At 60.4% G+C, this 21,594-nt stretch carries 14 protein-coding genes and 1 pseudogene; 7 read left to right on the top strand and 8 right to left on the bottom strand.

The features are described 5' to 3' along the window. Positions 1–379: 379 nt before the first annotated feature. The 3 genes from ilvD to ilvG all read right to left on the bottom strand — a co-directional run bounded on the left by ilvD (position 380) and on the right by ilvG (position 4,348). Positions 380–2,056, bottom strand: a complete 1,677-nt coding sequence (ilvD, locus tag AC13DJ_RS16990; protein ID WP_482933863.1) for a dihydroxy-acid dehydratase — start codon at positions 2,054–2,056, stop codon at positions 380–382. A gap of 316 nt (positions 2,057–2,372) precedes the next feature. Further along, entirely contained in the window at positions 2,373–2,651 is a 279-nt protein-coding gene (locus AC13DJ_RS16985; RefSeq protein ID WP_482933862.1) for an ACT domain-containing protein, read from the bottom strand. Next, positions 2,648–4,348, bottom strand: coding sequence for an acetolactate synthase 2 catalytic subunit (gene ilvG / locus AC13DJ_RS16980; protein ID WP_482933861.1), 1,701 nt, complete (start codon positions 4,346–4,348; stop codon positions 2,648–2,650). The genes AC13DJ_RS16985 and ilvG overlap by 4 nt, the downstream gene beginning before the upstream one ends. Positions 4,349–4,643: 295 nt before the next feature. Here ilvG and AC13DJ_RS16975 point away from each other — a divergent pair, with 295 nt between their 5' ends. The 4 genes and pseudogenes from AC13DJ_RS16975 to AC13DJ_RS16960 form a co-directional block, all read left to right on the top strand. Beyond that, a complete protein-coding gene (locus tag AC13DJ_RS16975) occupies positions 4,644–5,726 on the top strand; it encodes an efflux RND transporter periplasmic adaptor subunit (RefSeq protein ID WP_474541142.1) in 1,083 nt (360 codons plus the stop codon). A gap of 5 nt (positions 5,727–5,731) precedes the next feature. Further along, complete coding sequence (locus AC13DJ_RS16970) at positions 5,732–8,809, top strand: efflux RND transporter permease subunit (RefSeq protein ID WP_482933860.1); 3,078 nt, start codon at positions 5,732–5,734, stop codon at positions 8,807–8,809. Then, positions 8,809–9,546 (top strand): pseudouridine synthase, encoded by a 738-nt coding sequence (locus AC13DJ_RS16965; RefSeq protein ID WP_474543944.1) that lies wholly within the window; start codon positions 8,809–8,811, stop codon positions 9,544–9,546. Before AC13DJ_RS16970 ends, AC13DJ_RS16965 begins: the two co-directional genes overlap by 1 nt. 33 nt (positions 9,547–9,579) lie before the next feature. Continuing rightward, a pseudogene (locus AC13DJ_RS16960) lies at positions 9,580–9,723 on the top strand (hypothetical protein); the annotation flags it as partial. Here AC13DJ_RS16960 and AC13DJ_RS16955 read toward each other — a convergent pair. The 4 genes from AC13DJ_RS16955 to AC13DJ_RS16940 all read right to left on the bottom strand — a co-directional run bounded on the left by AC13DJ_RS16955 (position 9,713) and on the right by AC13DJ_RS16940 (position 16,232). Next, complete coding sequence (locus AC13DJ_RS16955) at positions 9,713–11,173, bottom strand: amidase (RefSeq protein WP_482933859.1); 1,461 nt, start codon at positions 11,171–11,173, stop codon at positions 9,713–9,715. The pseudogene AC13DJ_RS16960 and the gene AC13DJ_RS16955 overlap by 11 nt on opposite strands. A 73-nt stretch (positions 11,174–11,246) precedes the next feature. Beyond that, entirely contained in the window at positions 11,247–12,029 is a 783-nt protein-coding gene (djlA, locus tag AC13DJ_RS16950) for a co-chaperone DjlA (protein ID WP_474539540.1), read from the bottom strand. A 50-nt stretch (positions 12,030–12,079) separates the two neighbouring features. Continuing rightward, a complete protein-coding gene (locus AC13DJ_RS16945) occupies positions 12,080–14,881 on the bottom strand; it encodes an HD domain-containing phosphohydrolase (RefSeq protein WP_482933858.1) in 2,802 nt (933 codons plus the stop codon). Positions 14,882–14,951: 70 nt separating this feature from the next. Continuing rightward, a complete protein-coding gene (locus AC13DJ_RS16940; RefSeq protein ID WP_022989416.1) occupies positions 14,952–16,232 on the bottom strand; it encodes an MgtC/SapB family protein in 1,281 nt (426 codons plus the stop codon). A gap of 192 nt (positions 16,233–16,424) precedes the next feature. Between AC13DJ_RS16940 and AC13DJ_RS16935 the strand changes: the two genes are divergently transcribed. Genes AC13DJ_RS16935 through AC13DJ_RS16925 form a run of 3 tightly spaced genes read left to right on the top strand, consistent with a single transcriptional unit; the run spans position 16,425 to position 20,356 of the window. After that, positions 16,425–17,915 (top strand): SulP family inorganic anion transporter, encoded by a 1,491-nt coding sequence (locus AC13DJ_RS16935; protein ID WP_482933857.1) that lies wholly within the window; start codon positions 16,425–16,427, stop codon positions 17,913–17,915. A gap of 2 nt (positions 17,916–17,917) precedes the next feature. Continuing rightward, positions 17,918–18,793, top strand: a complete 876-nt coding sequence (locus AC13DJ_RS16930) for a universal stress protein (protein WP_482933856.1) — start codon at positions 17,918–17,920, stop codon at positions 18,791–18,793. A 12-nt stretch (positions 18,794–18,805) separates the two neighbouring features. After that, on the top strand, positions 18,806–20,356 hold the full coding sequence (locus AC13DJ_RS16925; protein ID WP_482933855.1) for a phospholipase D family protein: 1,551 nt from the start codon (positions 18,806–18,808) through the stop codon (positions 20,354–20,356). Positions 20,357–20,361: 5 nt separating this feature from the next. Here the strand turns inward: AC13DJ_RS16925 and AC13DJ_RS16920 are convergent, their stop codons facing one another. Then, complete coding sequence (locus tag AC13DJ_RS16920) at positions 20,362–21,552, bottom strand: BaiN/RdsA family NAD(P)/FAD-dependent oxidoreductase (protein ID WP_482933854.1); 1,191 nt, start codon at positions 21,550–21,552, stop codon at positions 20,362–20,364. Positions 21,553–21,594: the final 42 nt, after the last annotated feature.

Here is a 21,594-nt window from a genome sequence, read left to right as displayed (position 1 = left end):
AAATCCAACAGCCACCCCGCGCCGACGGGCATTGGCGGGTTCTCGTTTGGAAAGACATTTTTGGGAAAACCTAGTGCCTACCCTTGTGAGTGGCAGCTAACCCACACAATCTTTGCCTTTGCCTTTGCCTTTGCCTTTGCCGGTATCTGAGTTTGTATCTTTCGCTTTGTCTTTAAACTTTCCTATTCCCTTTAGGCCCGTCGGTAGGGGGGTGTGGGGTATTTTTCTGGCAGGGAAAAAGATGTCTGAGCGAAGCGAGTTGTTTTTCCCAGAAGAAAAATACTCCACACCCCGCGTACCCGCCCCCAAAACCAATAGGCTAGGAACCCAAGCCCAACGGCCAGGAACCCAAGCCCGACGGCTGGGAGCCCAAGGCAGACTATGGCAAGTCAGTAACGGCCCCCGTAGAAGCCGAACTCACGGTGCGAGCATATTTCGCCAGCACACCCCGGCTGAATCGTGGCTCGGGCGGGGTCCAGGCTTCTCGCCGTTTGGTCATCTCCTCGTCAGAAATCTCCAACAAGATTGAGTTGCTGACCGCATCGATGGTGATGGTATCGCCGTCTTCCACCAGGGCAATCGGGCCGCCCACCGCGGCTTCCGGGGTAATGTGGCCTACCACGAAGCCGTGGCTGCCGCCGGAGAAACGGCCATCGGTGATCAGGGCGACGTCGCTGCCCAAACCCTTGCCCATGATGGCGGAGGTGGGGCTGAGCATTTCTCGCATGCCGGGGCCGCCTTTGGGGCCTTCGTAGCGGATCACCAGCACATCGCCGGCGACCACTGTGCCGTCGAGGATGCGTTCCTGGGCTTCTTCCTCGGAATGGAACACCCGTGCCCGGCCCGAGAAGTGGGTGCCTTCCTTGCCGGTGATTTTCGCCACCGAGCCTTCCGGCGCCAGGTTGCCGAACAGGATACGTAAATGACTGTCGGCTTTGATGGGGTTTTCAAAGGCGCGGATGATCTGCTGGTCTTCCGGGTAGGGGGTTACGGCCTCGAGGTTTTCAGACAGGGTTTTGCCAGTCACGGTCAGGCAGTCACCGTGCAATAAGCCCCTGTCCAGCAGCATCTTCATCAACGGCTGAATGCCGCCGATGGCGACCAGCTCAGACATCATGTAGTGACCGGACGGGCGCAGGTCGGCCAGTACCGGCACCTTTTTGCCAATGCGCACGAAATCCTCCAGCGACAGCTCAACACCGGCGGTACTGGCCATGGCCAGCAAGTGCAGCACCGCATTGGTAGAGCCGCCCAGGGTGATCACCACGGTAATTGCGTTCTCGAACGCCTCGCGGGTCATGATGTCGGAAGGCTTGATATCTGCTTCCAATAGCTTCAGCACGGCCGCACCGGCAGCCTCACAATCGGCCAGCTTGGTATCAGACACCGCATTCTGCGCCGAACTGCCCGGCAGGCTCATGCCCATGGCTTCGATAGCCGAGGCCATGGTGTTGGCGGTGTACATGCCACCACAGGAACCCGGCCCCGGAATGGCGGTTTCCTCGATCTGCTTCACCTCAATCAGATCCATATTGCCGCGGGCATGGGCACCCACCGCTTCGAACACCGAAATGATGTCGGTGTGATTCTCACCGGGCATGATGGTCCCGCCATACACAAACACCGACGGCCGGTTAAGCCGCGCCAGCCCCATCATGCAGCCCGGCATGTTCTTGTCACAGCCCCCGATCGCCACCAGCCCGTCAAAACCCTCACAGCCGGCCACCGTCTCAATCGAATCCGCAATCACCTCCCGCGACACCAGCGAATACTTCATCCCCTCGGTACCGTTGGCAATGCCGTCTGAAATCGTGATGGTGTTAAAAATCAGACTCTTGCCGCCCGCTGCATCTGCCCCCTTGGCTGCTTCCCGGGCCAGACCGTCAATGTGCATATTGCAGGGCGTCAGATTACTCCAGGTAGAGGCAATACCCACCTGCGGCTTCCGAAAGTCCTCATCCTGAAACCCCACCGCCCGCAACATCGCGCGACTGGCAGACTTGTTAATACCATCCACCACCGGTGCGGAATAACGACGTCGTTTATCCGTGGTCATAACAAAACCTCCCAATCAAAAGTCGTTAACGAAATCAGTCTCTCACCAGCAAAACCCACAAAGCCCCAAAGTGCAACCCTGTTAAAAAAGCGCCGCAGGCAAAAAGCAGCCCATACCAGAGTTGCCCGTCGGCAGTGGGGACAACTCAGGCCCGGTAAGTTTTCCTGTGAACCCGCCAATGCCCGTCGGCGCGGTGTGGCTGTTGGATTTTTTGCCGGAAAAAGATGTCTGAGCGAAGCGAGTTGTTTTTCCAAAAAAAATCCAACAGCCACACCGCAAGCCCGCCCCCACAACCGGAAGTCTGGGAGCCAGACCCTCAGGCAGAAACCGAACGAACAGCCGCCTGTTCCTGAAGGGCCACCTCAACAACCGTATGCAGCTTCTCCAGCTGCGAACGTAACATACCGATAGGCCGGCTGCCGGAGAGGGTCAGGGCGATGTCCAGATGGTCATCGGCGGCCTCCATAGACATGCGCGAAATCCGGAAACCCCGAACCCGAACCACCTGGCACAGGCGCTCCAGTGCAGCCGCTTCCTGATTCATGCGGCAGTTTAACGTGTAGCTTGGCATAGCCGTTTGGGATTGCGGGTTCATGCTACGTTCTCCTTGTTTGCAGTGCTGGTGCGCTTGGTTTCGTCGATCATGTCACGGTTGCTGCCGCCGGGTTTAACAATCGGCCATACGTTTTCTTCCCGGCTGATGGCCACGTGCAGCAGCATCGGGCCATCGTAGGCCAGGATGGTTTCTATGCCCCGGCGAATCTGGTCGGTGCGGTCTATGTGCAGGGCCGGGATGTCGAAGGCGCGGGCCATGGCTACAAAGTCCGGGTTGTCGTCCAGGTTTATGTGGCTTTCCCGGTTGTTGTAGAACAGCTCTTGCTGCTGGCGCACCATGCCCAGACACTGGTTGTCGAGGATGATCAGCTTCAGGGGCAATTTGTACCGGCGGATGGTCGCCAGTTCCTGGGCGTTCATCATGAACGAGCCATCGCCGGTTACGTTGATGACGGTGCTGTTCCGGTCGGCAAACTGCGCGCCGATGGCCGCCGGCAGGCCGAAGCCCATGGTGCCCAGGCCGCCGCTGGTGAGGTGTCGGCGGGGGTGGTCAAACTCGTAATGCTGGGCAACCCACATCTGGTGCTGGCCTACGTCACAGGCGATGACAGTGTCATCCGGGGCGGTGCGGGACAGCTGGCGGATGAAGGCCGGGCCGGTGATGGGGGCCATGGGCTCTTCGTTATCCGCGGCCTTGAAACCACCGGTGGTGTGCCAGGTCTGGCATTGCTTTTGCCAGTCGGCGATGGCCAGCGACTCGCTTTCCAGAGCGGCAATGAATGCCACCAGAATGGCGTTCAGGTCGCCGCGCAGGGCCAGGTCGGCTTCCCGCAGTTTATTGATCTCGGCGGCATCGGTATCGATGTGGATCATTCTCGCGTTGGGGGCGAAACCGTCCAGTTTGCCGGTGGCGCGGTCGTCCAGGCGGGCGCCGACTACGAACAGCAGGTCGCATTCGTCGACTGCCTTGTTGGCGGCGCGGGAGCCGTGCATGCCTAACATGCCCAGGTTATGGGGATTGTGCTTACCAGCGTTGCCGATGCCTTTAAGGGTAACAACGCCCGGCAGGCCGGAGGTTTCGGCAAAGGCGCGGAAGCTGTCTTCGGCCTGGGCCAGGGAAACGCCGCCGCCACTGTAGAGCAGGGGGCGCCTGGCTGAACGCAGCATGGCGAGGGCTCGGGTGATGTCCGGGCAGTGGGCGTCAGATGCGGGCGCAGTGGCCGGTGCGGCAGTCGCCACTTCCGTCAGCAGGACGTCTTTGGGAATATCAATCCACACCGGCCCCGGGCGGCCACTTTGGGCCAGCTGGATGGCTTCTTCCATGATCGCCGGCAGTGCTTCGGCATCGTCCACCAGGTAGCTGTGCTTAACGATGCCCAGGGTCATGCCCAGGATGTCGGTTTCCTGGAAGGCATCGGTGCCGATCATGCTGGTGGCTACCTGCCCGGTGATTACCAGCATGGGGATGGAATCCATATAGGCATTGGCAACGCCGGTGATCAGGTTGGTAGCACCGGGGCCGGAGGTGGCGATGCACACGCCAATCTCGCCACTGGCGCGGGCATAGCCGTCGGCGGACAGGGCGCAGGCCTGTTCGTGGCGGCACAGCACGTGCTCCACACCGACATCGTCCACCAGGGCATCGTATAGCGGCATGATGCAGCCGCCCGGATAGCCGAAAACGGTGTTGATGTTATGGCGGTGGAACGCTTCAAGAATGTGCTGTGCGCCGTTCATGGTCGTTTTTCCCTTTTTCTTTGCCGCAAAAAAGAAACCCCCGGGACCTTTCGGTGCCGGGGGTTTCTGGTGTTTGAGTCAGGTTGTCGCTATCTCACCCGCTTGTCCACGCAAAAGCCCCCGGACGGTACCACGACCACCAGGACTAGCTTTACAAGGACAATCACTGCGTTGAGATTCATAAAATCGGCAATCTGCTCTGAATTCGTAAAAACAATGTGTGTAGAATCTAACCCACGTTTTAAAGCGGTTGCAACCCTTTTATTGCCTCAAATACGGAAGTGATGAGCATTTCATGACAAAAGCAAAACTCGGATCCCTCGGTTTATCTCTTCTGGTTGTTGTTCTTCTGGTGATCTGGATGGCTACGGGTGAGCTCAAAGTGGCCAGTGATGATGCCCCGGCCGAACCCGGGCAGGAGCAGCGCCAGCCCACCCGGGTAGAGGTGGAAATGCTGGAAGCCACCAACTACCGGCCGGTACTGAAACTGCAGGGCCAGCTGCAGCCCTGGCAGTCGGTGATGGTGGGTGCGCGGGTGGCCGGAACGGTAGAGCAGTTGCACGTGCAGCTGGGGGATCAGGTAAAAGCCGGGGAGCTGTTGCTGACGTTGTCAACCGATGGCCGGGAGGCCGTGGTTGAGCGCTGGCGAGCCAATATCCGCAAGCTGGAAGCCGACCTTGCCGGCGCTCGCCGGTTGCGTTCGAATAACCTGGCTTCCGAAACCGAAGTGTTGCGGCTGCAGAGTGAACTGGCAGCCGCCAAGGCCGAGCTGACTGCCGCAGAACTGGCGTTGCAACACCTCAAACCGGCCGCTCCCTTTGATGCGGTAGTGAATCGTCGGGAAGTAGACCCCGGTACATTGGTGCAGGTGGGCACGCCCCTGTTCGAGCTGGTTCAGGTTGATCGCCTGAAAGCCACCGGGCAGATTCCCCAGCAGTCGGTGTCTGCGGTCGAGCCCGGGCAGGCGGTGGAGATCAAATTGCTGGATGGCACCGCCATGGCGGGTGTGGTCAGCTTTGTCGCCAGTGCGGCAGACCCGGAAACCCGCAGCTTTGCGGTGGAAATCCTGGTGGAGAACCCGGATTTACTGCGGGCGGCTGGCGGCACCGCTACCCTGAACATCCGCTTGCCGGAGCAAAAGGCCCAGTTCATTTCACCGGCCTACCTGACGCTGGACGACGACGGCCGGCCCGGTGTGAAGTACGTCAACGGGCAGGACCGGGTGATGTTCCAGACCGTCAAACTGCTCAACGTAGCCACCGATGGCGCCTGGGTGTCCGGCCTGCCGGATCAGATCCGGCTGATTACCCGGGGTGGCGGGTTTGTGGCCGAGGGTGAGGCCGTGCAGCCGGTCGACCGCTCAGACCAGCGGGGCTGACCAGCATGAGAGCACTGATCTCTGCGGCCATGGACCGCAGCCGCACCACGCTGCTGACCTTCCTGTTCCTGCTTCTTGGCGGCATGGCAGCCTACCAGGCGATTCCGAAGGAATCGAATCCGGACGTCACCATTCCCATGATCTATGTGTCCATGACACTGGATGGCATCAGCCCCGAGGATGCGGAGCGCCTGTTAGTGCGCCCCATGGAACAGGAGCTGAGGGCGCTCGAAGGCATCAAGGAAATGCGCAGTACCTCCGCCGAAGGCCATGCCTCGGTGATGCTGGAATTTGACGCCGGTTTCGACCCGGATAAAGCCCTGCAGGATGTGCGCGAAAAAGTGGACACCGCCCGCTCCAAGCTGCCGCAGGAGGCAGATGAGCCCCGGGTGCATGAAATCAACGTGTCCCTGTTTCCGGTGCTGTCCATCGGCTTGTCCGGCCCCTTGTCTGAACGGGAGCTGATCACCATTGCCCGCCGTTTGCAGGACGCCATTGAAGCCATTCCCGATGTGCTGGAAGTGGAGATTGGCGGCGACCGGGAAGACCTGCTGGAAATCGTGGTGGATGCCCAGGTGCTGGAAAGCTACGGCATCGATTTCGACCAGCTGGCGCAACTGGTTACCCGCAACAATCAGCTGGTGGCCGCCGGCTCGCTGGATACCGGCAACGGTCGCATGGCCCTGAAAGTACCCGGGGTCATCGAGAACATTGAAGATGTGATGTCCATGCCCGTGAAGGTGGATGGCGATACCGTGGTGACTTTCGGCGACATTGCCACGCTGCAGCGTACCTTCAAAGACCCCACCGGCTTTGCCCGGATTAACGGCGAGCCGGCGTTGGTGCTGGAGGTGTCCAAGCGCTCCGGGGCCAACATCATCGAAACCATCGAGCAGATTCGCACCCTGATTGATGACGCCCGCCCGCGGCTGCCGGAGACGCTGGAGATCCGCTACATCATGGATCAGTCCGAGGAAGTGCGGGACATCCTCTCGGACCTGCTCAACAACGTACTGACTGCCATTGTGCTGGTGATTATCGTGGTCATCGCCGCCATGGGCCCCCGTTCGGCACTGCTGGTGGGCCTGACCATTCCCGGTGCTTTCCTGACCGGCATCCTGGTGATCTGGGGCATGGGCCTCACCCTCAACATTGTCGTACTGTTCAGCCTGATCCTGGTGGCCGGCATGCTGGTAGACGGCGCCATTGTGGTGTCGGAACTGGCGGATCGAAACCTCAGCGATGGTCAGACGGTCAAGCAAGCCTGGGTAGAAGCCGCGTCCCGCATGGCCTGGCCGGTGATTGCTTCCACCGCCACCACCCTGGCGGTGTTTGTGCCGCTGTTGTTCTGGCCCGGAGTGGTGGGGGAGTTCATGAAATTCCTGCCCATGACAGTGCTGATCTGCCTGATTGCGTCCCTGGCTATGGCACTGGTGTTTCTGCCGGTGCTTGGGGGCGTTAGTGGTGGCAAGCGGTCGCACCATGATCCGGAAGAAAGCCGGTTTGTTCAGGGCTACCGCAAGGTGCTGGCGACCCTGCTCAAGCGCCCGGGGCTGACCCTGCTTGGTTCCCTGGTTTTGATAATCCTGATTTATGCCGCCTACGGCCGCTTCAATCACGGTGTGGAATTCTTTCCCAGTGTTGAACCGGATTCTGCCCAGGTGCAGGTGCGTGCCCGGGGCGACCTTTCCATCCGGGAGCGGGATGCCATTGTGCGGGAGGCAGAACAACGCCTGCAGAATATGCCGGAGGTGAAAGCGCTGTACGCCCGCTCCATGCTGTCGACCAGTACCCAGATGGCACCGGATGTTGTCGGTGTGCTGCAGTTCCAGTTCAATGACTGGTTCACCCGCCGGACGGCCACCGAGATCCTGGAGGATTTCCGTGAACGTACCGCAGACATTCCCGGGGTAGAGCTGGAATTCCGCAAACAGGAAGGCGGCCCCGCTGAGGGCAAGCCGGTGGAGTTATTGGTCAGCAGCATGAACAGCGGCGACCTGGACGGCTATGTGGACCAGATACAACAGCAAATGCGCGCCCAGGGTGGCTTTGTCGACATTGAAGACGACCGCAGCCTGCCCGGCATTGAGTGGCGCCTGAAGGTAGACCGGGAGGCCGCCGCCCGCTTTGGTACCGATGTGTTGAGTATTGGCAGCGCCGTGCGCCTGGTAACCAACGGCCTGATACTGGCCACCTACCGGCCTGAAGACGTACGGGACGAAGTGGACATTGCCGTGCGGGTGCCCAACAACTGGCGTGAGCTGGAGCAGCTGCAACGCCAGACCATCAACACGCCGAGGGGCCAGGTGGCGCTGTCCGAATTTGTGACCCTGGAGCCGGGCGACAAGACCGGAACCATTGTGCGGGTAGACGGCCAGCGTACCGTTACCATCAAATCCGATGTAGCCCCCGGGCAGCGGATGGATGAACTGCTGCGCACTTTGCAGGCAGAGATGCCGGAGCCGCCGGAAGGCGTCACCGTGCGCTTTGCCGGTGAAAACGAAGACCAGCAACAGGCCGCAAACTTCCTGGTGGCAGCCTTCCTGGTGGCGGTGGGGCTGATGCTGCTGATCCTGGTAACCCAGTTCAACTCCCTGTATCAGACCTTCCTGATTCTGTCGGCCATTGTGCTGTCCACCGCCGGCGTGTTACTGGGGCTGCTGTTCAACGGCCAGCCCTTTGGCGTGGTGATGGTGGGCATGGGCATTATTGCCCTGGCCGGCATTGTGGTGAACAACAACATCATTCTGATCGATACCTACAACCAGATGAAACAGGAAGGTAAAGCCGCCTATGACGCGGCGCTGGAAACCGGTTGTCTGCGTTTCCGGCCGGTGTTGCTTACCGCGATTACCACCATACTGGGGCTGATGCCCATGGTGCTGGGTATCAACGTGGACCTGCTGTCGCCGTCGCTGGGGCTGGGGGCTCCGTCGACCCAATGGTGGACCCAGCTCTCCAGTGCCATCGCCGGCGGCCTGGCCTTTGCCACCTTCCTGACCCTGCTGCTGACACCGGCCTTGCTGGTACTGGGTGACAAGGCCGGTGAGCGGTTCCGGGCGCTGATTGGCCGGGGGCAGTGATGGATTACCAGAACAACCCGCTTACGGAAATCTACCGGGACCCGTGGCTGCTGGCGGTACACAAACCCGCCGGCCTGCTGGTACACCGCAGCCCGATCGACAAGCATGAAACCGAGTTTGCCCTGCAGTACGCCCGGGCCCTGAACGGTGGCGAGCACGTGTACCCGGTGCACCGGCTGGACCGGCCCACCTCCGGTGTGTTGCTGTTTGCCCGGGACCCGGACACCGCCAGGACAGTCGGCCAGGCCATGATGGCGGGTGAGGTGAGCAAAACCTACCTCGCGGTAGTTCGGGGCTGGACGCCGGAATCTGGCACCATTGATCACCCGCTGAAGGACGAGCCGGAAGACCGGCGTTTGCGCGGAACCGAGCAGCCGGTAAGGGACGCGCTAACCCATTATCGCCGGCTGGCGACCACCGAAATCCCGGTGGAAATCGAACGCTATCCCACCAGCCGCTACAGCCTGGTAGAGCTGTATCCGAAAACCGGTCGCAAACACCAGTTACGGCGCCACATGAAGCACATTAACCATCCCATCATTGGCGACGCCAACCACGGCCGCGGCCGGCATAACCGGTATTTCGCCGAGCGTTTCGGGCAGGGGAGGTTGATGCTGGCAGCGACAGAGTTGGCGTTAACGCATCCGGTAACCGACGAGGAGCTGATCCTGAAAGCTCCGCCGGAGCAGAGTTTCATGGATGTTCTGTCCATCTTTCCGTCGCCGGGTGCCAGTTAAAGGCTCCCTGCCTGTCACTCTTTGAGGCGTCCTGTGCCCAGATTCTGTTTTGTCCTTGCGTTCATCACCGGCCTGCTGGCGCTGGCCGGGCTGTTTGTGCCTTACGAGCATATGATACTGTCTACCATCCTGGCGGCCTTTGTGGGGTGTTCCACCATGCTGGTGCTCAGTGTGGTGCGCTGGATAAAGCGTGATCCAGCCGCCCGCTATTACACCGTGGCCAGGGCTGTTCTGCTTCCAGCAGGTAGGCGAGCTCAAGCAGGGTGCGTTCATCCCCGTGGCGGGCCATGAACTGTACCGAAACCGGCAGGTTGTGTCCGGTCAGTGCCATGGGTACCGAGATCGCCGGAGCGCCTGTGGCGTTGGCCAGCGGGGTGAAGTTTACATAGCTGTTCAGCCGCTCGAACAGCAGGTCAAACGGCACCGTGGGGCTCAGATGGCCCAGTGGTGGGGTGGTCTGGCCCAGCACCGGCGTCAGTACCGCATCGTAGTTGGTCATGTGTCGGGCGTAGTCGTTCCATGAACGCTTAAGGCGCCAGATAACCGCAGGCAGGCGCCAGAAATGCTTCCGGAACATGGCATCCAGGCCATTGGTGAGGCCATCGGTTTTACGCTTGTCGAAATCCGGGTGCATCAGTTTGTGGCCCCGGGCTTTTACGCCGAAAGCCAGCATGGCCCAGTACAAGGCAAAGTCCTGAGGGAAGGATTTATTGATGGGCACCGCCATGGGTTCGATCAAATGCCCCAGTTTTTCCAGCAGGCGTGCGGTGTTCTCCACCGTGCTTCGGGTGACCGGGTCCGTCGGGTGACCATTCACCGAATCCAGTACCAGGCCAATGCGCAGTTGCCGGCCGGAGGGCCCGTGCACATGGCCGATTTCCTGCAACTTGCAATTGCGGAAGTAGTCTTCGGCATGGGCCAGGAAACCTGCGGTGTCCCGAACCGAGCGGGTAACCACGCCATCACTGACGATGTTGACCGGAAGATCCCTGGCGGCATCGTTATCCACCACCCGGCCCCGGGTGGGTTTCAAACCGACCAGTCCACAACAGGCCGCCGGAATGCGAATGGAGCCGCCGCCGTCGTTGGCGTGGGCCACCGGTACCACCCCGGCTGCCACCAGGGCCGCAGCACCACCGGACGATGCGCCGGAGGAATAGGCCGGATTCCAGGGGTTGCGGGTAGGCTCGGCGTGGGCCGGCTCCGTGGTGGCGTTAAAGCCGAACTCCGGCAGGGTGCTTTTGCCCAGGTTCAGGTAACCCTGGGCCAGCATCTGCCGGGCGAAGGCGCCTGTGGTCCTGGCAACATTGGCAGGCACCGCGGCAGAACCATGGCCGGTGGGCAGGCCGGCGACATCGGTATTGTCTTTGATAAACGTGGGCACGCCGGCAAACGGTGCGTCCGGGTCGGGCAGGCTGGCGGCCTGCTTCAGGGCCTGCTCATAGTTCTCTGCCACCACACCGTTCAGAACGGGCTGTGCCAGCCTTGCCCTTTGTACCGCTGCCCGGGCTACGTCTTCCGCTGAAACTTCGCCGCTGCGGATGCGGGCGGCAATCTCCGTGGCATCAGACTCGCCCATCGCATCATCGCGAAAACAGTGAAAAGGGGAAGAAGACGTGTGGGGCATGGTTCACTCCGGGCTTGTTGTTTGCCCTGAACCATACCGCACCTTCAAATGTGACGATATGTCATTTCGGGTATTAGCCGTTCCGGCTGCGGGCCGCCTTTACCACATCGTAGGCGTGGCTGATCTCCCGGGTACGCTCTTCGGCCATTTCCCGCATGCTTTCCGGCATGCCCCGGCCGGCCAGTTTGTCCGGATGGTTTTCGCTCATCAGCTTGCGGTAGGCCCGTTTCAGTTCGGCGTCCGACACCGAGGATGACACCCCCAGCACCTTGTAGGCATCGTCCAGTTGCTGGCTGGTGGAATAGTTGGATGCACCGCCCGCCTGGCCGGCATGGGCGCCCCGCAACATGGCTTCCAGCTGGTCTACCTGGCTTTCCGGCAAGCCCAGTTTGCGGGCAATGTGTACCAGCATTTCGTGTTCGGCCGGGTGCACCACGCCATCGGCGGCCACGGCAGAAACCTGAACCTGCAGAAACATCTGCAGGAAGGCGGGCTGCCGGCCGGTGCTGCGCAGGAACCGGTCCAGCTCGGCATCCAGGTCGAAATCCTCCGACTTGCCCCGGTTAAAGGCCTCCTTTGCCACGGCTCTCTGGGCTTCGTTGAGACGGAACCGGGCGAACATGGTCTCGGCCATGCGGATTTCATCCCGGGTGACCACGCCATCGGCCTTGCACAGGGCGCCCATCACCGCGAACATGGATTCGATAAAGCCGGACTGAAGGTTCTGAAGCTTGCCGATCAGGCGCTTTTTCATGCGCTGGAACAGGAAGGCACCGATGGCAGCCCCCACCAGAAATCCCGGAAAACGGCCAAAGGCATAACCGATCAGGCCACCAAAGATAATTGCAAACAGCATTCAGAGTTCCTTCGCTAGTAAATCAGTCCGTAGAATATACGGGTTTTTGGTCAAGGCTTCATGAACAGGCTTTCATCCACGGTGTCGACCTGGTCGGCATTCAGGTGCTGTTCGGCATAGTTACGCCAGACGCCGGAGCTTACAAACAGCCGGAAAACCTCGCCATCCAGGTGCCCGTTTTCAACCATGCCGGCCATAATGGTCAGGGATTCCGACAGGTTTTTACCCCGTTTGTAGGGTCGATCCGAGGCGGTCAGGGCTTCGAACACATCGGCAATGGCCATGATCTTTTCCGGAATGCCCATGTCATCGCCGGTCAGGCGGCAGGGGTAGCCGTTGCCGTCGGTCCGCTCATGGTGGGTGCCGGCCAGTCGTGGCACCCTGGCCAGGCGGTCGGGCAGGGGCAGGGCATCGAGCATGCAGATGGTTTGCACAATGTGCTCGTTGATCTTGAATCGCTCTTCTTCGGTCAGGGTGCCGTAACGCACCGTCAGGTTATGCAGCTCGCCCTGGTTATAGGCGTATTCCGGCAACGACATATCGAAGCCCCAGCGGTTTTCCGGGTCATCTTTGCGTACCGGTGGTACATGCTCGCCCCAGGCTCTCAGGTGGCCCGGTTTGTCGGCCAGCAGGGTTTCGGTGGCAGGCAGCGGGGGCTCAGGATGGCCTTTCAGGGCCTGTTGCTCTTCCTCTGACAGCCCCAGCCGGTCACTGAAATGGCGGGTCCAGGTTTGCCCGGCAATGGCGTGGATGCGTTCGATGTCAGCATCCTCCATGCTCTCGCTGCCCTGGTTAACGGCGGCCAGGAAGCGGAAGTCCTCCTGCAGGCGGGTCTGGGCAGCGGCTTTGTCCTGCTTCGCCTGTTCCGGATCCTCGCCGGCCAGGATGGCCTTCAGACAGGTGATTTCGGCATCCCGGTGCAGCACTTCAAACCGGGTGCGGATCTCATGGATGCGGTTGTAGATGGTCTCCAGTTTCACTGCTTTGTCGACTACGTATTCCGGGCTGGTGATCTTGCCGCAATCGTGCAGCCAGGCGGCCAGGTGGAATTCGTAGCGCTCGTCTTCTGTCATGCCGAAGCTGGCGAAAGCGCCTTCGGAACTCTGCTCCGCCTGTTCAACCAGCATCTGCGCCAGTTTGGGAACCCGCTCGCAATGGCCGCCAGTGTAGGGTGACTTGGCATCAATGGCGTTTGCTACCAGCCGGATAATGCCGTCCAGCAGGGCCTGCTGGCTTTCGATCAGTTCCCGGGTTTCGATGGCAACGGCGGCAGAGCCGGCAATTTCGTCGACAAAGGTAATCAGATCCTCGCTCAGGTCTGTCTGGTTGCCGTGTTCGATTTCGATAACCAACACGCCAATCAGCTTTCTGCGCCGGTTCCGGAGTACTGAAAAAACCGGGTGGCCGGTGATGTATCGGCGAAGTTCCTGAATAACGTCGTAGTCGCTGGCGTCCGGGGCGACCGGGTTTACAGCCTGTGGCAGCTCCAGTCCCCGGTTAACGGACAGTTCCAGTTTTTGCTCGCGACTGTTGAACAGATACACCGCACCCCGTTCCTGCCCGACGATGCTCACGAGCTGTTCGAGAATGTCGTTTAACAGCTGTTTGAGATCCTGGCCCCGGTTCAGCACGGTCGAGATACTCTGGAAGCTTCGAATGGTGTGGGCCATATCGTCCAGCGCGATGCTCAGCTCGGAGGCTTCGCGAATGTGGGAGGTCGACCGCATCGGCGTATCAAACCGGAACCTGGACAGCCGGCTGACCTGCTCGGTCAGCAGTTCAATAGGTTTGCCGACCTGCCTGCCCAGTACCCAGCCTGCCAGCAGTAACAGCAGGGCGATGGCCCCGGCGATCAGGGTTTGCCGGGTGAGGGCAGCCCAGACATCGGCCAGTAACTCGTTGGAAGGGATGGCGACAACAATGGACAATTCCTCGCCGGGCAGGGACTCAAGGGGTTCACTGATGCCGTACCAGCTTCGCCCGTCGCGGGTGAACTGGCTGATGCCGCTATGGCTTTCCGGTTGCAGGGCCTGGAGAACTACCTCGCCTGGCTCACTGCCCTGTGATGAGCTTGCCAGCAGCTGGCCCGAGGCGTTCAGGATGGCAATGCGGCTGCCGGGGGTTTGCTTCAGTTCCGCCAGCTGGGCACCAAGATCGGTTACCGTGACATCAATGCCCAGAACGGTTCCTGCCTTTTCGCTGGCACGCTGCGACAGGGTGATGCCGGTTTCCTGGGTGGTAAAAAACACATAGGGCGCAGATAACTCCAGGGTGCCTGATTCCCGGGCGGCCTGGTACCAGGGTCTTTCGCGCGGATCAAAGTTGTAACTGGTCAGGCCCCTTTGCTCAAGCAGATTCAGGTTGTGGTCATAGAAATGCCAGCGGCCTTGCTGATCGTTGCCGGTGCGAACCAGGCTTTGCAGCAGGTAATGACTGTTGGCCGGTGCATCCGGAAACTGCCTGGCGCTCGAATTCTGCAATTTCCGGAACAGGAAAAAGTCGCCGTTTTCATAGCCCGCGTATACGGCACTGACAATCTCGCTGCTGGCCAGGATGTCGGCCACAACCGGCAGGCGGTCCAGGCGTTGTTCCAGGGTATCGGCTTCGGTGAGTGGGTCGTGCCGGAGCACCGCAAGGGCGGTGGACGGGGGTTGGGTAATGGCCTGAATCCGGTCATCCACACTGATCGCCAGCTGCCGGGCGGTGGCCGTGGCTGCGGTGACCTTGGCTTGCTCCATGCCACGGAAACTCTGGCCCACCAGAACGATGGTCAGAATCAACATGCCCAGGGTAACTGCGGAAGCAATCAAAAAAGCCAGTGAAACCTGGGCGAGTTGACGGTGTTGCTGCATGGAGAGCCCTTGATGAAAATGGATGCCTACCGTCAGTTTAGACGCTTGCGCTGAAAATTCAGGCAGTTAGTTATTGAATCCACGCCACCAGCAAGCCGGCGCCCAGTGACAGCACCATGGGCCCGGCCACCAGCAGTCCGGTCTGCCGGTTGCCGATGCTCCAGGCAATACCGGACTTCACCAGGTTGTTCACCGCCGCTGCGATCACGATGCCCAGCACAGCGGTGTCCATCGCCAGTCCGTTGTTGGACATACGGGTGAGCGAGAGGGTAATCGCATCCACGTCTGCCACGCCGGACGTGGCCGCCAGCGCGAAGATGCCGGCATCGCCAAACGCATTTTTCAGGAATTCCCCCAGCAGCAGGATAGCGGTCAGCAGCAACCCGAACACCAGTGCGGAAGACAGATCCAGCGGGTTCTGGGACAAGCTGGGCTGGCTGACCTGCAGCTGTTTGGAGTTTTTCTGCCAGATATACAACGCCGGGCCGTAGAGCAGGATAGTCATAACCAGCACCGGCCAGACCAGGCTGGGCAGCAGGGCAGTGTTGATCACCAGGCAGTACACCAGGATGCGGGGGAACATGGTGCCGCAGGCAATCAGGATGCCGGCGGCAAACTGGGGGCTGAAGCCTTCGTTACTTCGGGACTGGCGGGCAAAGTGCAGGGTCAGGGCGGTGGACGAACTGAGGCCGGCAAACAGGCTGGTGAACAGAATGCCCTTGCGGGCGCCGGCTACCCGGATGGCGAAGTAGCCGACGAAGGAGATGGATGCAATCATCACCACCATCCACCAGATTTCCCGAGGGTTCAGCACACCGCCCGGGCCCATGCGCTCGTTGGGCAGCAGGGGCAGCATCACCACGGAGATCAAGAGCAGTTTAAGGGCCGCGTCCAGTTCATGGGCCTGGAGCTTCTGCACCCAGCCGTGAATTTCTTGCTTGTTGTCCAGGATAATGGCGGTGACCACCGCCGCTGCCGTGGCAATCACCGGGTCGACCGCGACCGCCACCGCACCAAAACAGAAGGTCAGCAGCATGCCCACCAGCCCGGTGATGCTGAAATTGCGAATGTGTTCGAGCCGCTCGCTGTAAGCCACCAGCCCCATGGCCACCACGCTGAGTAGCAGCACCGGGAATGCCCAAACTGTAATCTCCGAGGCCAGCACTGCCGAGATGCCACCGAGCAGCCCCACCAGCGAGAAGGTGCGGATACCGGCGATTCGCTCCCCGGACTTCTGCTCCCGGGCATCCCAGCCCCGCTCCAGGCCAACAATCGCGCCCAGCAACAGGGCCACGGCCAGGTTAATGGTGGTCTGGTTAGAGGCAATAAACTGGCTGGCTACGTCATCCACAGGCCGCGTGTCCCTGAAAAAATAGATTTGCCTTGCATTCTAGGCAATTATCGGTGGCCAGGTCACCCTTTAGCCGGTTAGCAACATCGTAGCCGGTTAGCAACATCGCGCTGCCATACTTTTCAGGCGGTTTCTGGTAACCTGCGCGGCCCCGATATGACCTCCCAATAAGTTAAAGCGATATTTCCTGCCATGATAAATGCACTCAAGCAAAACTGGTTCTCGAACATTCGTGGCGACCTGCTCGCCGGTATTGTGGTGGCGCTGGCGTTGATCCCGGAGGCCATCGCGTTCTCCATCATTGCGGGCGTAGACCCGAAAGTCGGCCTGTATGCCTCTTTCTGTATTGCCGTAATCATTGCCTTTGTTGGCGGCCGGCCGGGGATGATCTCTGCAGCCACCGGCGCCATGGCGTTGTTGATGGTTACGCTGGTGAAAGAACACGGCCTGCAGTATCTGCTGGCGGCTACCCTGCTGACCGGTGTCATCCAGATTGCAGCCGGCTACCTTAAATTGGGTGGGTTGATGCGCTTTGTGTCGCGCTCGGTGGTTACCGGCTTTGTGAACGCGCTGGCTATCCTGATTTTCATGGCCCAGCTGCCGGAACTGACCAACGTAACCTGGCACGTCTATGCCATGACGGCTGCGGGCCTGGGCATTATCTACCTGTTCCCCCTGGTGCCTGTTGTCGGCAAGCTGATCCCTTCTCCGCTGGTGTGTATTGTGGGTTTGACGGCCGTGGCCATGATTGCCGGGCTGGACATCCGCACCGTTGGAGATATGGGTGAGCTGCCCGATACCCTGCCGATTTTCCTGTGGCCGGATGTGCCCCTGACCCTGGAAACCCTGATGATCATCCTGCCGTACTCCCTCGGCCTGGCCGTCGTGGGCCTGCTGGAATCGCTGATGACCGCCACCATCGTGGATGACCTGACCGATACCACCAGTGACCGCAACCGAGAGTGCAAAGGCCAGGGGATTGCCAATATCGGTTCCGGCTTGTTGGGTGGCATGGCCGGTTGCGCCATGATCGGCCAGTCCATTATTAACGTGAAATCCGGCGGCCGTACCCGGCTCTCGACGCTGACGGCCGGCGTGTTCCTGCTGATTCTGGTGCTGGTTCTGGACAAGTGGCTGGTACAGATTCCCATGGCCGCCCTGGTGGCGGTGATGATTATGGTATCCATCGGTACCTTCAGCTGGGATTCCATTCGTAATCTTCGGGAGCATCCTCTGTCCACCAACATTGTCATGCTGGTGACGGTGATTGTGGTGGTGGCCACCCATAACCTGGCATTCGGCGTGCTGGCCGGTGTTTTGCTGGCAGCCCTGTTCTTCGCCAACAAGGTGGGCCATTACATGCTGGTGACCTCCGAACTGGACGAGCAAACCGACACCCGTCGCTACACGGTTGTAGGCCAGGTATTCTTCAGTTCTTCGGAAAAATTCCTCGAATCCTTTGACTTCAAGGAAGCGGTGGATAATGTTGTGATAGACCTGAGCCGCGCACACTTCTGGGATATTACTGCCGTAGGTGCGCTGGACAAGGCGGTCATCAAGTTCCGCCGTGAGGGTGCAGACGTTGAGGTAATCGGCCTGAACGAAGCCAGTGCCACCATCGTTGACCGTTTCGGGGTGCATGACAAGCCCGAAGCCGTTGACCAGCTGATGGGAGGGCACTGACCATGAATCAGAAAGGCGAGGCGAACATGTTACGAGTAGTGGCCTGTATCGACGGTTCCCGGGCAGCCCCCGCGGTGTGTGATTACGCCGCCTGGGCCAGCCGGCACATGGAAACACCGCTGATGTTGCTGCACGTTCTGGATGAAGAGCGCTACCCCGCGGAACCGGACCTGGCTGGTAGCATCGGGCTGGGTAGCCGGGAGCACTTGCTGGACGAGCTGGCAGACCTTGACCGGAAACGCTCCAAACTGGCCCTGGAGCACGGCCACCACATGCTGGATGAAGCCGAAGCGCGGGTACAGAAGGCCGGTATTGCCGAAGTGGTAAAGCGCCAGCGCCATGATAATCTGACCGATTCGCTGCTGGCCCTGGAGAAAGAAACCCGCCTGTTCGTGATGGGTCTGCACGGTGAAAGCAGCTCCGACCGGGATATTCACATCGGCAGCCAGCTGGAAACCGTGATCCGCAGTGTTCACCGCCCGATTTTGCTGGTGCCCGACGAGTTCACCCAGCCCAAGAGCGCCATGTTGGCCTTTGACGGCAGCGAAACCGCCTTCAAAGGCGTGGAAATGGTGGCCGACAGCCCGGTACTCAAGGGCATGCCCCTGCACCTGGTGATGGTGGGTGCCGATACGGCAGACCGTTGGGAACAGCTACGGAAGGCCGAGAAAATGCTGGCAGGCCTGGATGTGGAGATCACGCTCGCCATCCGCGCCGGCGATGTGGAGCCCACGCTCCATGCCTATCAGGACGAGCACGACATCGACATGCTGGTAATGGGCGCCTATGGCCATTCCCGCATTCGCCAGTTCCTGGTGGGCAGTACCACAACCACCATGCTGAAAACCGCGAAGAAGCCCCTGGTTATCCTTCGCTAGGGAGCCCAGCCTATGCCCGATCAGCGATCGCTTTCGCTTGTCGCCAGCCTCTGCGCCTTGCTGATGCTGGCCGGGTGCTCCACCGCCCTGAAACCGGTCGTGCATGAACCGGATTTCCGGCTATCCTCGGTGAAGGATTCCTTCATAGCGGACCAGCGCCGGATGCACCTTGCCACAGACTCCCCGAACACCGGCTTCCAGCTGCTGGACAGTGGCCGTGATGCCTTCCTGGTGCGGGCTGCGCTGATCGAAACCGCCGAACAGTTTATCGATGCCCAGTATTACATCTGGAATAACGATGCCACCGGGCGCTACCTGGCCGGCCGCCTGGTAGCCGCTGCAGACCGTGGCGTTCAGGTGCGCCTGCTGCTGGACGACATTAACGTGGCTGGCAAGGAGCCGCTGTTTGCCGCTATGGCCACCCATCCCAACATTCGCGTGCGTATCTTCAACCCGGCCCGTTCCCGCAGCGGGGTGGGGCGTTGGTTGTCGCTGATTACCGACTTCGACCGCATCAACCGGCGCATGCACAACAAAACCTTTGTGGTGGACGGCCAGGTGGGCATCGCCGGCGGGCGTAACATTGGCGACGAATATTTTGACGAACATCCCAGCCTGAATTTCCGGGACCGGGATGTGATGGTTCTGGGGCCGCTTGCCGAAGACATGACCGCCAACTTCGAGGCCTATTGGAATAATCAGTGGGCCTATCCGCTGGCTACCCTCTATGACCTGCCAGACAACCTCGCTGGTCGCGATGCACTGTCGCAACTGCTCAGGGAAACGGCGGCTGATCCGGGTATCCGGGCCGTTCCGCACCAGGAACAGGACGCGGCGGAAACCTATCTGAGGGGCTGGTTTGCCGGTATGGTGCAGGCCCCAGGCGAACTGGTGTTCGACCCGCCACCGCAAGATCCGCAGGTTCCGGCGGATTCCCCCCAGAACACCGCCCGGGCCTTGTACGGACTGGTTCAGGCAGCGCAATCCGAAATCCTGATTGAATCCGCTTACCTGGTCCTGGCAGACAACCAGCTCGACAACCTTGGTGCGCTGGATAACCAGTCGCTGAAAGTGGCGGCGTTAACCAATTCCCTGGCAACCAACGACCTGGTGACCAACCACTCCGGCTATGCCCGCTGGCGCCGGGAAATGCTGGAGCAGGGCATTGAACTTTACGAACTGCGCCCGGATGCGCCGGCCTGCCAGCACTGGGTTGCCAGCCGCGCGGCCTGCGAACAGGGCGCTGTCAGCCTGCATTCCAAGGCAGTGGTGTTTGACCGGGAAACCCTGTTCATCGGCTCGTTCAACGTCAATTTGCGCTCGATCTACCTGAATGGCGAAACCGTGCTGATTATTCATAGCCCGGAACTGGCGACTGCTGTTGCCGAAGACATCCGTTATGCCATGGCCCCGGAAAACAGCTGGCAGGTTTCGCTGGACGAGCAGGGCGATCTGGTCTGGCAGTCTACGGGCGAGCAGGTTGGCCATGAGCCGGGCGTCGGGTTCTGGCGGCGGGCGACGTCGCGGTTCCTGTCCTGGTTACCCATCGAGAAGTATCTGTAACCGGCTCAGGCCTCGTTGCCTGCCGCCACGCCGGAAGCCCACGCCCACTGAAAGTTATGCCCGCCCAGGTGGCCGGTCACATCCACTACCTCGCCAATAAAGAACAGGTTTGGCTGCTCCAGCACGGCCATGGTTTTCGAGGATAACTGTCGGGTATCCAGGCCGCCCAGGGTCACTTCGGCGGTCCGGTAACCTTCGGTGCCGGCGGGTTTGATGGTCCAGTTGCCCAGGGTGTCGGCAATCCGCTCGATATCCTGGTTACGGTACTCCTGCAGCGGCCGGCTCCAGCCCTGCAGTTCATTAAAGGCCTGGGCGAAGCGTTTGGGCAGGTGCTGGTTGAGGTACTGCGCCATGGTGGACTGGGGCTTCTGCTTGCGCAGGGTAAACAGGTCGTCCTGGATGGCTTGTGCCGGCAGCAGGTTGATGTGCAGTTCGTCTCCCGGCTGCCAGTAACTGGATACCTGCAGCATGGCCGGCCCGCTCAGACCCCGGTGGGTGACCAGCATGGGCTCGCGAAAATGCTGTTTGTGGCAGCTTGCGTCCACGGGGCAACTGACACCTGCCAGTGGCGCGAGTTGTTGCTTCAGCTCCGGGTGCAGGGTGAAAGGTACCAGCCCGGCGCGGGTGGGTAATACCCTTAGCCCGAACTGCTTAGCCAGTTCGTAGCCGAAACCGGTCGCGCCCATGGTAGGAATGGACAGGCCGCCGGTGGCAACCACCAGTGATTTGCACTTCAGGCTGCCGGCACTGGTTTTGACGGTATAGCCGGAACCGGAGGCCTGAACGCCGGAAACGGAGGTGTTCATACGGATTTCTGCACCCGCCCACTCGCACTCGGTTAACAGCACATTGAGAATGTCTTTCGCGCTGTCTTTGCAGAACAGCTGTCCTGGCGCTTTTTCTTCGTACTTCACCCCATGGCGGTCCACCAGTTCGACGAAATCCTGCGGGGTATAACGCTTCAGGGCCGAGATGCAGTAGTGAGGATTGTCCGAGAGGAAGTTCGCCGGCGTACTGTTCAGATTGGTGAAGTTACAGCGGCCACCGCCAGACATCAGGATCTTCTTGCCGGGCTTGTTAGCGTGGTCAATCACCAGCACCTTTCGCCCGCGATAGCCGGCGGTGGCCGCGCACATCAGCCCGGCGGCACCGGCGCCGATGATGATCACGTCATACTGGGATGTGGATACTGCCATTGCCTGCCCGCCGCTGATAGAAAACCGGCGGGCAGTATATCA

The organism is Marinobacter sp. L-46 (genome assembly GCF_056859535.1).
This window is presented reverse-complemented; position numbering and strand designations above follow the sequence as displayed.